Source organism: Fulvivirga lutea, assembly GCF_017068455.1.
GTDB classification, from domain to species: domain Bacteria; phylum Bacteroidota; class Bacteroidia; order Cytophagales; family Cyclobacteriaceae; genus Fulvivirga; species Fulvivirga lutea.
The window spans coordinates 980,017-992,280 of the sequence record NZ_CP070608.1 but is presented as its reverse complement, the minus strand read 5'-3'; the positions used below and the strand labels follow the sequence as shown (position 1 = coordinate 992,280).

11 protein-coding genes are annotated in these 12,264 nt (G+C 38.2%); 4 read left to right on the top strand and 7 right to left on the bottom strand.

Annotated elements, in window-relative coordinates; all coding sequences use genetic code 11:
- Positions 1 to 31: 31 nt before the first annotated feature.
- The gene (gene mazG, locus JR347_RS04620; RefSeq protein ID WP_205722879.1) at positions 32 to 856 is read right to left on the bottom strand and encodes a nucleoside triphosphate pyrophosphohydrolase; all 825 of its coding nucleotides are present in this window, start codon (positions 854 to 856) and stop codon (positions 32 to 34) included.
- Between the two features lie 82 nt (positions 857 to 938).
- Here mazG and JR347_RS18365 point away from each other — a divergent pair, with 82 nt between their 5' ends.
- A complete protein-coding gene (locus JR347_RS18365) occupies positions 939 to 1,169 on the top strand; it encodes a hypothetical protein (protein ID WP_235689757.1) in 231 nt (76 codons plus the stop codon).
- Here the strand turns inward: JR347_RS18365 and JR347_RS04615 are convergent.
- Positions 1,166 to 2,125 carry a calcium/sodium antiporter gene (locus JR347_RS04615; RefSeq protein ID WP_317192613.1) on the bottom strand — a complete coding sequence of 320 codons (960 nt, stop codon included), beginning with the start codon at positions 2,123 to 2,125 and terminating at the stop codon, positions 1,166 to 1,168. The genes JR347_RS18365 and JR347_RS04615 overlap by 4 nt on opposite strands.
- A 141-nt stretch (positions 2,126 to 2,266) precedes the next feature.
- Here JR347_RS04615 and glmM point away from each other — a divergent pair, with 141 nt between their 5' ends.
- Positions 2,267 to 3,655: a phosphoglucosamine mutase gene (glmM, locus tag JR347_RS04610; RefSeq protein ID WP_205722878.1), complete on the top strand. Its 1,389-nt coding sequence runs from the start codon at positions 2,267 to 2,269 to the stop codon at positions 3,653 to 3,655.
- Positions 3,656 to 3,659: 4 nt separating this feature from the next.
- Positions 3,660 to 4,805: a cysteine desulfurase family protein gene (locus tag JR347_RS04605; RefSeq protein ID WP_205722877.1), complete on the top strand. Its 1,146-nt coding sequence runs from the start codon at positions 3,660 to 3,662 to the stop codon at positions 4,803 to 4,805.
- A gap of 1 nt (position 4,806) precedes the next feature.
- On the opposite strand, the gene hemH is transcribed toward JR347_RS04605, so the two are convergent.
- From hemH to JR347_RS04585, 4 genes are read right to left on the bottom strand one after another with little or no spacing between them, the layout of a single operon-like run.
- Positions 4,807 to 5,814, bottom strand: coding sequence for a ferrochelatase (hemH, locus tag JR347_RS04600; RefSeq protein WP_205722876.1), 1,008 nt, complete (start codon positions 5,812 to 5,814; stop codon positions 4,807 to 4,809).
- Between the two features lie 6 nt (positions 5,815 to 5,820).
- A complete protein-coding gene (locus JR347_RS04595) occupies positions 5,821 to 6,381 on the bottom strand; it encodes a hypothetical protein (protein WP_205722875.1) in 561 nt (186 codons plus the stop codon).
- Positions 6,382 to 6,388: 7 nt separating this feature from the next.
- The gene (locus tag JR347_RS04590; RefSeq protein ID WP_205722874.1) at positions 6,389 to 7,558 is read right to left on the bottom strand and encodes a hypothetical protein; all 1,170 of its coding nucleotides are present in this window, start codon (positions 7,556 to 7,558) and stop codon (positions 6,389 to 6,391) included.
- Positions 7,559 to 7,576: 18 nt separating this feature from the next.
- Positions 7,577 to 10,207: a PAS domain S-box protein gene (locus JR347_RS04585; RefSeq protein WP_205722873.1), complete on the bottom strand. Its 2,631-nt coding sequence runs from the start codon at positions 10,205 to 10,207 to the stop codon at positions 7,577 to 7,579.
- Positions 10,208 to 10,321: 114 nt separating this feature from the next.
- On the opposite strand from JR347_RS04585, the gene JR347_RS04580 reads away from it, so the two are divergent.
- Positions 10,322 to 11,530, top strand: a complete 1,209-nt coding sequence (locus tag JR347_RS04580; protein WP_205722872.1) for a bifunctional alpha/beta hydrolase/OsmC family protein — start codon at positions 10,322 to 10,324, stop codon at positions 11,528 to 11,530.
- Here JR347_RS04580 and JR347_RS04575 read toward each other — a convergent pair.
- Positions 11,527 to 12,261, bottom strand: coding sequence for a DJ-1/PfpI family protein (locus tag JR347_RS04575; protein WP_205722871.1), 735 nt, complete (start codon positions 12,259 to 12,261; stop codon positions 11,527 to 11,529). The genes JR347_RS04580 and JR347_RS04575 overlap by 4 nt on opposite strands.
- Between the last annotated feature and the right edge of the window lie 3 nt (positions 12,262 to 12,264).

Genomic DNA, 12,264 nt, shown 5'->3' with positions numbered 1-12,264 from the left:
ACTCAAGAGGCAACCAAAAACCTAGTTAAGTTTATTTCAAACTTTTTGCTTTTTCCCAATACCTATCCATTTCTTCCAAGGTCATTTCCCCCATACTTTTACCATCTTTTTCAGACTCTGATTCCAGGTATTGAAAACGCTTGATAAACTTTTTATTGGTTCGCTCAAGTGCCTCTTCGGGGTTAATATCTACAAACCTTGCATAATTTATTAAAGAAAAAAGTAAGTCTCCAAACTCAGACTGTGCCTTTTCTTTATCTATCTGATTTTCATTCTCAATATTAAATTCAGCTTTAAACTCATTCATTTCTTCTTCTACCTTTTGCCACACCTGCTCCTTTTTCTCCCAATCAAAACCTACCCCTCTTGCTTTCTCCTGAATTCTCATGGCTTTAACCATCGCGGGTAGCGATTTTGGCACACCTCCCAAAACAGATTTCTTCTGATCACCCTTTTCTTTGAGTTTAATTTTCTCCCAATTCTCTTTGACAGTTTTCTCATCAGTAGCCTCTACATCTCCATAAATATGTGGGTGGCGATTTATCAGCTTTTCGCATACACTATTCAGAACATCTGCCATGTCAAAAGCACCTTTTTCCGAGCCAATTTTTGCATAAAATGCATTGTGAAGCATCAAATCGCCTAACTCCTTTTTCACTTCTTGCATATCATTTTCGATAATAGCATCAGTGAGCTCATACGTTTCTTCTATGGTTAGATGCCTCAGGCTTTCCATGGTCTGTTTCATATCCCATGGGCAATTTTCTCTTAGCTCATCCATAATTGTTAAAAGCCTGTCAAACGCCTTTAACTTTGCTTCTCTATTATGGTCAGGAGTTTTTTTAATTTCTTTCATATACTTTGTGAGATCAGAAACTTTGTGCAACGCACTGATGTTTAGTGCATGAATTGGTAATTTTGTCTAAAAATAAATAAACATGCTTACTTTTCTTTTGGTAATCGGATTTGTCGCTCTATTCTTCGCCCTTATGTCGGTACGGCTAATTCTCTTAAAAAATGGCGAATTCAAAGGTACATGTGCATCACAGAGTCCATTCCTTAACAAAGAGGGAGCAACTTGCGGTTATTGCGGAAAAACTATGACCGGTGATCAAACCTGTGGCAACCCAGATAATGAAGTGGACAAAGTATTAGCTAAATTTAATTAGCCTCTGTACACCAAATAGACAATATAGGCTACATAGACAGCCACAAATAGAGCACCTTCCCAACGAACAATTCTGGCTCCTTTTCCTACGGCTACAGCAAAAATTAGTAGCGTACTTGAAAAGATAATCATCACAATGTCTGTGTTGCTAGCCACATCAAAAGGTAAAGGCCTAATCACAGCACTTACTCCCAAAATCCATAAAAGGTTAAAGATATTGGAGCCAACCACGTTACCTACAGCTATGTCTGTGTTTTTCTTAAATGCAGCCACTGCTGACGTAAACAACTCAGGTAGTGATGTTCCAATAGCTACTACTGTTAAACCAATAAACGTTTGACTCAAGCCAAATTGCTCTGCAATAACTGTTGCGCCATTAACCACCCAATCACCACCAAAATAAAGTCCGACCAAGCCAGCTAGAATTAGTAATAGCGACTTGCCCATAGGCTGAGTGCTCACTGTAGTTTCTTTTGTCAATTCGGATTTATCGGATTTAAAAACTACGTAAATGTAACCCATGAATAGCACGAAGAAGACTAGTAGTATGATACCGTCTAACCTGCTTAATGCGAGCGACCGCTCATCTGTAAATAATGCGGCATTGGCTAAAAACCCTACCAAGAGTGTTGCTACAAGTGAAAATGGGATTTCTGAGAAGTAGATGTTTTTTGTAATAGGTAACGGGGTTATTAATGCACTTACTCCTAGTATTAACAAGATGTTGGCGATGTTACTTCCAAAAATGTTTCCAATCGCAAGTTCCGGATTACCTGTTACCGAAGCATTAATATTAACCAGCAGTTCCGGCAATGAAGTACCAAAAGAGACAATAGTAAGACCAATAATCATTTGGCTCACGTTATACTTTTGAGCAATATTTGACGCTCCATCAACAAGCCAGTCAGCGCCTTTAATTAAAAAAACAAATCCTAATACAAATAGTATATAAACCATGATCGACAATTAACCATCCAATTTAGCTAAAATTCAACTTTATTATAATCAACATGAAACAATTTTGAATTATTAGATCATCTCTCAACTGGGATGTCTAAAAATGTTAACTTTGCACATTGAAAATTAAATGCGTTTAGAGTGACATTAATCAAATCAATTTCTGGAATAAGAGGTACCATAGGCGGTAAGGCAGATGAAAATTTAACTCCAATAGATGTTGTAAAATTTACAGCAGCTTTTGGTAGTTGGGCAAAGGAAAAATCCGGAAAAAATAAAATAGTTATTGGTAGAGATGCCAGAATTTCTGGCGAGATGGTGAGCAACTTAGTCGCCAGTACGCTTGTTGGACTGGGTATGGATGTGGTGGACTTAGGTCTTTCTACAACTCCAACGGTAGAAATTGCCGTGCCGCTTGAAGATGCTGCAGGTGGCATTATACTTACCGCTAGTCATAACCCCGCGCAATGGAATGCGCTAAAGTTATTAAATGAAAAAGGTGAATTTATAAGTGGCGCAGATGGTGCAGAAGTACTCGAATTAGGTGAAAAGGCCAATTTCGAGTTTGCAGAGGTAAATCATCTTGGTGAGATAAAAAAAGACGATACCTATATTGATAAGCATATTCAAATGATTCTGGATTTGCCTTTGGTAGATGTAGAAGCGATTAAAGCAAAAGGCTTTAGCGTAGTGGTTGATGCTGTGAACTCCACTGGTGGAATTGCCATCCCAAAACTTCTAGATGCTCTGGGAGTGGAATGCAAACAATTATTTTGTGAGCCTACAGGTCATTTTCCACACAATCCAGAGCCATTACCAGAGAACCTAACACAAATTTCATCGGAATTAGAAAAAGGTAAATATGATTTAGGGATAGTGGTCGACCCTGATGTTGACAGACTCGCGCTCATACAGGAAGACGGCACTCCATTTGGTGAAGAATACACTCTGGTAGCTGTTGCAGATTACATCCTGAGTCAGAAAAAAGGAGCAACGGTATCAAACATGTCATCATCAATGGCATTAAGAGTAGTAACTGAAAAGCATGGCGGCACTTACAGTGCAGCAGCTGTAGGTGAAGTAAATGTTGTAGAAGAAATGAAGCGCACTAACGCCATAATCGGTGGTGAAGGAAATGGTGGCATTATCTATCCTGAGTTACATTATGGTAGAGATGCACTGGTTGGAATTGCATTATTTCTTACTCATTTAGCGAAATTTGGTAAATCGTGTTCCAGATTAAGAGGAACATACCCCAACTATCATATTTCAAAAAATAAAATTGAGTTAACTCCTGAAGTGGATGTTGATAAGATTTTAGTTGAGATTAAAAATCAATACTCTAAGAATAAAATCAATGATATTGATGGAGTGAAAATTGAGTTTGAAAATGAGTGGGTGCATTTGAGAAAATCGAACACTGAGCCAATTATTAGAATTTACTGTGAGTCTGAGTCAGAAGCTACGGCAGAATACCTGGCAAAGAAAATTATTAGCGATATAAAAGAGATTATTAGTACTAAAGCCTAGGTTGATGAAAGTATATCTAGATAATGCTGCCACTACGCCATTAGATCCGGAGGTTTTCGAGGCAATGAAACCTTATTTATTGGATAACTATGGAAATCCAAGTAGTACACATTCCCATGGCAGACAGGTGCGTTCGGCCATAGAATCAGCGAGAAAAACTGTTGCTGAGCTACTTAAAGTATCTCCAGGAGAAATCTTTTTTACATCTGGAGGAACTGAGGCGGATAACACCTTAATCTGTAGCAGCATATCTTCTTATAACCTTTCGCATGCAATTACTTCTAAAATTGAGCACCATGCTGTGCTGCATACGTTAGAAAATTTAGAAACAACGGGCAAGATTAAATTAAGCTATGTGAATTTAGATGAGAAGGGTAATGTTGACCTGGATCATTTAGATGAACTACTAGCCAAGAATGAGCGAAGTTTTGTCTCGCTAATGCATGCCAATAATGAGATTGGTAACATTTTAGACTTAAAAGCGACCGGAGAAATTTGCAAAAAACACAATGCTATTTTTCATTCAGACACAGTGCAAACCATGGGTCATTATGCGCATAATTTAAGTGAATTAGATGTTCAGTGCATTACTGGAGCAGCCCATAAATTCCATGGGCCAAAAGGTGCCGGTTTTATGTATATAGATAAAAACACCAAAATTGCTCCATTTATTCATGGTGGCGCACAAGAACGTAATATGCGCGGGGGAACAGAAAATGTATATGGCATCATTGGCACAGCTAAAGCGTTAGAAATTGCCTATCGAGAAATGGCTGAGCACCAAAATCATATTCAGGGTTTAAAAGATAGAATGATTGATAATCTTAAAAATTCTATTGAAGGTGTTTCATTCAATGGCGAGTCTGACAATCCTGAAAAGAGCCTTTACACTGTTTTGAATGTATGCTTGCCTGAATCTCAGGATAATGATATGCTATTATTTACGCTAGATATTAATGGCATCTCGGCATCTGGAGGTAGTGCTTGCTCAAGTGGAGCCACAACCGGCTCTCACGTATTGGCTGGCATTAAGACCAACCCAAACAGAGGCGCTGTTAGATTTTCTTTTAGCAAGTATAATACCGTTGAAGAGATTGATTATGCGAGTGAGAAGATTGCGGAGTTTTATAAGCAAGAAGCGTTAAAATAAGCTATTTCAAGACCAACTCCTTCAAACACTTAATCCACAGCGGGTGTTCGTTCAGGCTTTCCACTAACTGTACTTTCTCACCGCCATGTTCTTCAAAAATTTCCTGGTACTCATCACCAATTTCAATAATAGTTTCCAGGCAGTCAGCAGTAAAGGCTGGTGAGAAAACGAGCAATTTCTTAGCTCCCTTTTTGCCCCATTCCTCTACAACCTTGTCAGAAAATGGCGTAAGCCACTTTTTATCTAACCGCGATTGAAAACAAACGGTATATTGGTCTTCAGGAATTCCCAGCCTCTTCACTAAAAGCCTGGTTGTTGCGTAACAAGTAGCTTTATAGCAATATTGGTTCTCTTCTGTGATTTCGTGTTCGCAGTCTCTATCAGTACATAAACCAGTAGCATAAACCTTATCTACATGCCTGTCAGGTACGCCATGGTAGGAGAATAAAATGTGATCATATTCGTCAAAATTATATTTGGATGCTCTATCCGCAATAGCTTCAATAAAATCAGGATGGTCATAATACTGCCCAGCAAATTGTATTTCAGGAATTACCCACCACTTTTTCACTACATCCATTACCAACTCATAAGCTGAGCCCGTGCTAGCCGAGGCATATTGGGGAAACATGGTGATCACTACAATCTTAGTATAATTCTTTAATCGCATTTGCTCCAACACATCCTTGATGTTTGGATTTTTATAACGCATGGCAAGGTGTACATCGAAATCATCGCCTAACTCTTTATCCAATTTGTTAGCCACATTCTGACTAATATTCAAAAGTGGTGAACCTTCATCCGTCCATAATTCTTTATAAATCTTTGCTGACTTTGGTGCTCTAAAAGGAACGATGATTAAGTTCACCAAAATCATTCTAAGCAATTTTGGTATATCAATTACTCTAGGATCATTTAAAAATTGAAACAGGTAGGAGCGAACATCACCAACAGAAGGGCTATCAGGCGTTCCAAGGTTAATTAAAAGTACTCCGGTTCTTTTCTTCATAATCTGTTATATGTAAAATAAAGCAGCTGAGTAAAAGGCAAATCTTAAAAAACGGGTGGAGGCTACCAGCAAGAATTTATTAAAATCAAAGTTTGTAGCTCCTACAAGCATACATATTGCTGAAAACGGTACAGGAGTTACAGCTCCAATAAGAATAAGGAATCCAGCGTATTTATTCAGTAAGTTTCTGTATCTGCGGATGTATCTATCAAAATACGGCTTAAAAAAAGCAACATTTCTGAGGTTGGAACCTATGTAATAACCTAATACACCTGCCCCATAAGAAATGATTGCCAGTAAGGCTACATTCGCCACATAGGTATTGAATAAACCATGGCTTTCAGACCATTTAACAAAGAACTCGGGTGGTATAATCCCAAAAATTATTTCAGAAGCAATAAATACAGAATAAACAGCCCAAGGCCATTGTGCTATGTGTTCTAAAAATAAATTGAAATGCGTGTACTCTTCAAAAACATAGAATAACACGATAAGTCCTGTTAACCAAAGCAGGCCTTTCAAAATATTCTTAACTAAAATTCTTGATCTAAAATTCAAAATATTCATTCACCAACTACTGAATAGGACAACGCTTGAATGGTTTTGATTCATCAAACAATTTACGGTAGGTGACATGGGTTTTAACAATATCTCCACCGACTTGTTCTACCACTCTAATCATTTTTGGATTAAAATCTCCAATCCAATTCATTTCTAAATCATCATATCTTTGGTAGTCCTTTTGCACCATTTGGGCTGTAGCTAAAACTAAAGCTCCCTCAACCCCTTTTCCTTGATGCTCCGGGGCAATACCAAATACTAAGCCCAGCATTTTATTACAACTCTTGCGCCACTTATGGTAAACAAATTTTAGTTTACCAATCCAATCTAACTTGCCATTAACGTACTTAAAAATCTGGTTTACTTCAGGCAGATTTATGTAAAAGGCAATGGGCTCATTGTTATGATAACCAAACCAAATAATCTTTTCATCGATGATCGGTTTCATCTGCTTCATTATGGCTTTCGCTTGTAAGGAAGTCATCTTTGAAACCCCTTTATGCCTAGCCCAGGCTTTATTATATACTACTCTAAAATCTTCCGTGTATTTAGCTAAATTCTTAAGTCTCAGATGCTCAAAGTGGTATCCGGAGTCTTTATCAGCCATAATTTTTTCACCCTTCTCCATTAGTTTCTGAGAGAATGGCGCTCTTACTTTTCTACCAAACGTAAATTGCTTGAAATATATTTGAAAGCCATAGTTCTCGAAAAGCTGAACATAATAAGGGAAGTTGTAATTACAGTTGTAATTAGGTTCAATATGAAAACCATCAATTAAACAACCCCACCATTTATCTCGTTCGCCAAAGTTAATGGGCCCATCCATGGCTTCCATTCCCTGGTCTTCTAACCACTTTTTACCTGTATCAAAAAGTAAATTAGCCGCTTGCCGATCATTAATACACTCGAAAAAACCAAGCCCACCAGTAGGTTGATCATTATCTTTATGAACGGTTTTTTCATTAACGAAAGCAGCTATTCGACCTATCGTTTCTCCATCTCGCTGAAGAATCCAGCGAGTGCATTTACCATTTCTAAAAGTCTTGTTTTTCTTTGGGTCAAAAACATTTTCGATGTCCTTATCTAGAGGGCGAATCCAGGTTTTCTCATCTTTATACAGACGAACCGGAAACTGAATAAATTCTTTGATTGAGGACTTGTCTTTAACTTCAACAACGTTCATGTTGCAAGTATAAGCCTTCTACGCCTTAATTTCAGCGTTATGACATTGATTAGGCAAAATTATGTTAAAGATGGTGCCTTCATCGGCCTTGCTTTCCAGCTCTACTTGTCCGCCTAGCTTTTCGATTGCATTTTTAACAATGTATAGTCCAATACCCGAACCTTCTGCTTTGGTAGTAGCACGGTAGAACATTTCGAATATTTTAGGCAACGATTCATCATCAATGCCAATTCCGTTATCCTCTACTCTGATAGTGGCTTGCTCTTCAGTAATAGTAATATCTAATGAAATGAACGAGCAATCTTTTTCCGGATCAGCATACTTGATGGCGTTAGAAATTAAGTTTCTGAACACTTCTTTGATACGCCAAACATCACTATAAAAAGCAGGGCCATCAATGGCTATTTTACGCAAAACATTTTGTGAATGCGGCAGATAACTTAATTCTGCATAGCAGTTATCAATAATTTCCTTAAAGTTAATCTCATCCACCTTCACATCCATTTTCAGGTTTTTTGAGTGGCTAAGTACATCATTAATAAAACTATCGAGCTGCTTTACTCTATTCTCAATGATAGCGATATATTCTTTCAAGTCATCCTCGTTCTGCTCATGATTAGCCAAATGAACTAATCCTAGTATTGATGAAAGTGGCGCCCTTAAGTCGTGCGAAACTTTATATACGAAATTATCCAGTTCGTTATTTCGGATTTGCAGTTCCTTTTCAGCTTTAACGCGCTCGGCAATATTTACATAGATGCCATAGATGCCTATGGTTGTTTCGTTGTAAGAAATTGGCACACCATAGATAATTACAGGAACCATATTACCATTTTTATGCAAACGGTGTGACTCCAGGATACCGACAGTCCCCTTTGAGGTAAGTGTATTGATGTCTATGCTTTCCTGAACACTGGCATCGGGTACAATAATATTATTAAGCTGGTTGCCAATTACTTCTTCCTGAGTGTAGCCAAACATATCAACAAACCCTTGATTCATTTGTACTACCTGGTGCTTGTCATCAAGCAACACAAGGCCTAGCGGTGCATTTTCAAACAGCTGAGTAAATAACTGTTCATTTTGCTTTATAAGCTGCTGGGTTATTTTGGATTTATTGACATCCAAAATGGTACCTGAAGCGCGTTTTACTTTCCCTGTTTTCGTTCGTTCTATTACTTTGCCTCTATCAAGCACCCAAACCCACTCACCTGATTTAGTTTTCATGCGGTACTCAAATTCAACCACTTCTTTTGTGCCTAAGGAGAATTGCTCAGTTTTTGTATTAAATACTTCTAAATCTTCCGGATGAACCAATGACTCCCACTTTGAAAAGTGTTTGTTGAATTCACTATGATCATAACCCAATTTATGAGCCCATGATTTATTAAGTAAGAATTTTCCCTTTTTATGCTCCCACTCCCAAAGACCAAGATCAGCACCATCTAGGGCAAGTTGAAGCCGCTCTTCGGTTAATTTATACTGGCGCTCCACTTCTTTTTTATCTGTGATGTCAAGAAGCAGTCCATAACGCACGATGGAACCATCATTCAGTTTTGTTGGGCTGGATTTTCCTTCAATCCACTTAGTTACATTGTTTACCACGATGCGGCCTTGCCATGCCCAATTACGGGCGCCAAACTCACTATTTCGCATCGACTGCCTGTAACTATCAATATCTTCTGAATGGATTCTATTTTCTAGCAGTGCTGAGTTGGCAAGAATCTCCTCGGGTGAAAACCCAAACATATCCTGGCACCCTTCGCTTATGTATCTGAATGTGTGTGGGTTTTCGCCTATTTCTTCGTATTCGTAAATTACTCCTGGTAGTCCGTGAGTTAACTTTTGAAATTTAGCATGTGTATCTGAGAGTATCTGCTCGGCTTGTTTTTGAAAAGTAACATCATTTAAAACAAGAACTACTTCTTCCACCTGCCTTTCAGCATTTACTATTGGAAACAAATGTCCTTTGACGAATTTGTATTCATCTAAGCCCAAATTTTTAAGGGCTGGTGTTTTTTCCGGATTATAAGATACAGCTGGAATTTCGCATGTTTCACCAGCAAAGGCCTTTTCGATAAATGGCATTATCCCTAAATCTACAAGCTGTATATCTTCAAGAATATTGTAAGAATCTAAAACGTAGCTTGAAATTTTGGTTGATGCACCCCAAATCTTGCCATAGGCCTTATTAAAATATTTAGGCTGCCCTTTTCTATCATAAATTGCTGTGGCAATAGGAGATTCTTCTACCAAAGGCTTAAACCTACTCTCTTTCTTGCTCTCATTGAGTTGCCGTAAAACAACCATGCAGCCAATTCCTTCGCCATATGGCAAACTGAATGGTGATATACTGGCCTGGCAATAAACGAAAGATCCCTTTACAGGAAATACTAGTCTTTCTGATAAGACAGAACCCTCATTATTTAAGGCTGATTTAAGCGCCTCAATAAAAAATGTTCTTTTAAACTGGCCTGAAAGATTAAAAATGTGTTTGCCTTTGACAAGATCCTGATCAAAACCAGTGAGCGATTTCATTTTCTTATTCCAAGAAAATACCCTACAGTCATCATCCAACAAGAAAATGCCATCTACACTTGCCTCAAACAACTCAGAAATTACCAGTCCATCCGGACCTAATTGAATCATAACTTATACAATCTCGGAATAAAATTTTGCAATATAACGTTTAGTCAGCTACATTCCATATTAGTGTAAGAAAAACCAGTATTTTATATCAATAAATTCTTAACCCCACAAAAGATGAAGCTTGAACCGGTGAAATTTCAGAATACAGAAAGTCAAACTATCCATGCTATATTAGAATTACCTGTAGATGGTAACCCTCTTGCCTATGCCATTTTTGCGCATTGCTTTACCTGCTCTAAAGACCTTAAAGCAGTAGTAAATATTAGCAGAGCAATGACCCAGAAAGGAATAGCCGTTTTGCGTTTTGATTTTACCGGTTTAGGAAGTAGCGAAGGTGACTTCTCAAATACCAACTTCAACTCCAATATCTCCGATTTAGTGAGTGCTTATGATTTTATGAAAGAGCAGTACAAAGCTCCTGCCATTATAATTGGTCATTCGCTTGGCGGAGCTGCAGTTTTGGCCGCAGCACATCAAATGCCTGAAGCTAAGGCTGTTGTTACCATTGGCTCGCCATTTGACCCAGGCCATGTAACGCACATGTTTGATAAAGACTTAGAAACTATTAAGAAGGAAGGTGAGGCTACTGTTAAAATTGGAGGCCGGCCATTCAAAATTCGGCAGCAGTTTATTGAAGATATCGAGCAAGCTAACAATGATCAAAAGATATCAAAATTAAAGAAGTCGTTATTGGTAATGCACAGCCCGCAGGATGAGATCGTGGGAGTTGAAAATGCCCGAAAGATTTATGAAGCGGCCCATCATCCAAAAAGTTTCATTTCGTTGGATGGGGCAAACCACCTTTTAACTAAAAATACAGACTCCAGTTATGTAGGCAATATTATCGCTGCATGGGCAGAACGGTATGTTGAGTACAAAAAGGAAAATGAGTTAACCTCCGAAAAGCAGGTAACAGTAAGAACTGGGATGGATAAGTATCTCACTGAAATAAAAACTGAAAATCACTATTTATTAGCCGATGAACCTAAATCACTCGGGGGTGGCGATTTTGGTCCTTCACCTTATGATTTATTAGTGGCGGCATTGGGAGCATGCACGGGCATGACATTAAGAATGTATGCAGATAGGAAAGAAATTGACTTGAAAGAGGTGAAAGTTCATTTACAGCACTCAAAAGAACATACGAAAGACTCGGAAAACCCTGAAAGTAAAAGTTCTGTGCTGGATCAAATAGAAAGAGAAATTGAACTTACCGGTAACCTTACTGCTGAACAAAGAGATCGTTTATTGGAAATTGCCGATAAGTGCCCAGTTCATAGAACACTTCACAATGAAATTGTGGTGAAAACAAAATTGATTTAATCAGCTACTCGCACGAACTTAATGCTATTAATATCCCAGTCGATTACTAACCCTCTGGCAAGCCCTTCTGCTGCTTTTTTACCATACAAAAGTTCAGATAAATAGAGTGCCGGATCATACGATTTAGCACCTCCTACAGAGGTAATTAATTTGCCGTCATGTACAAAACTCACACCCTTATGAACTTTCAACTGTGGAAATCTTTGCGCGTAAGCATCAATATCTGAAGGAAATGTGGTTGATTCTTTGCCATCTACCAATCCTGCCTGAGCTAACACAAACGCTCCATCGCATAGGGACATTACATAGTTGGCAGCATTTCCTTTCTCTTTTACAAAATTAATGAGTTCGTCATTCTCTAAATCACTGCTCATACTATGCTCCGCACTGGGTACAACCAAAACGTTAATATCAGGGAGTTGAGCCGATGCAAAAGAGTAATCTGGCTTAATTTTTAGCCCTTCAAAAGTAGTGATGAGTGTTGTATCAGGGGCAACAGTAAAAACCTTCATTCTAGGTTCAGTATGGTAAACTGTATGATGTAAAATATCCATAGGAGCCACCAATTCTGAATTATAGACTCCATTAACAATTACAAATGCTACATTATACTTTTCAGATGGCATAATTGCCTGTGGCATTTCAATATCACTGGAATTACTTGGCTCTTGATTATTTGCGCAGCCATGAAGAAATAGAATGGATAAGATTAGAAGGCCAATTTTTTTCATAAA

Bases quoted from the DNA above. Each gene is read 5' to 3' on its own strand.
- mazG (WP_205722879.1), bottom strand. From the start codon at position 856: ATGAAAGAAATTAAAAAAACTCCTGACCATAATAGAGAAGCAAAGTTA.
- JR347_RS18365 (WP_235689757.1), top strand. From the start codon at position 939: ATGCTTACTTTTCTTTTGGTAATCGGATTTGTCGCTCTATTCTTCGCC.
- JR347_RS04615 (WP_317192613.1), bottom strand. From the start codon at position 2,125: ATGGTTTATATACTATTTGTATTAGGATTTGTTTTTTTAATTAAAGGC.
- JR347_RS04605 (WP_205722877.1), top strand. From the start codon at position 3,660: ATGAAAGTATATCTAGATAATGCTGCCACTACGCCATTAGATCCGGAG.
- hemH (WP_205722876.1), bottom strand. From the start codon at position 5,814: ATGAAGAAAAGAACCGGAGTACTTTTAATTAACCTTGGAACGCCTGAT.
- JR347_RS04595 (WP_205722875.1), bottom strand. From the start codon at position 6,381: ATGAATATTTTGAATTTTAGATCAAGAATTTTAGTTAAGAATATTTTG.
- JR347_RS04590 (WP_205722874.1), bottom strand. From the start codon at position 7,558: ATGAACGTTGTTGAAGTTAAAGACAAGTCCTCAATCAAAGAATTTATT.
- JR347_RS04585 (WP_205722873.1), bottom strand. From the start codon at position 10,207: ATGATTCAATTAGGTCCGGATGGACTGGTAATTTCTGAGTTGTTTGAG.
- JR347_RS04580 (WP_205722872.1), top strand. From the start codon at position 10,322: ATGAAGCTTGAACCGGTGAAATTTCAGAATACAGAAAGTCAAACTATC.
- JR347_RS04575 (WP_205722871.1), bottom strand. From the start codon at position 12,261: ATGAAAAAAATTGGCCTTCTAATCTTATCCATTCTATTTCTTCATGGC.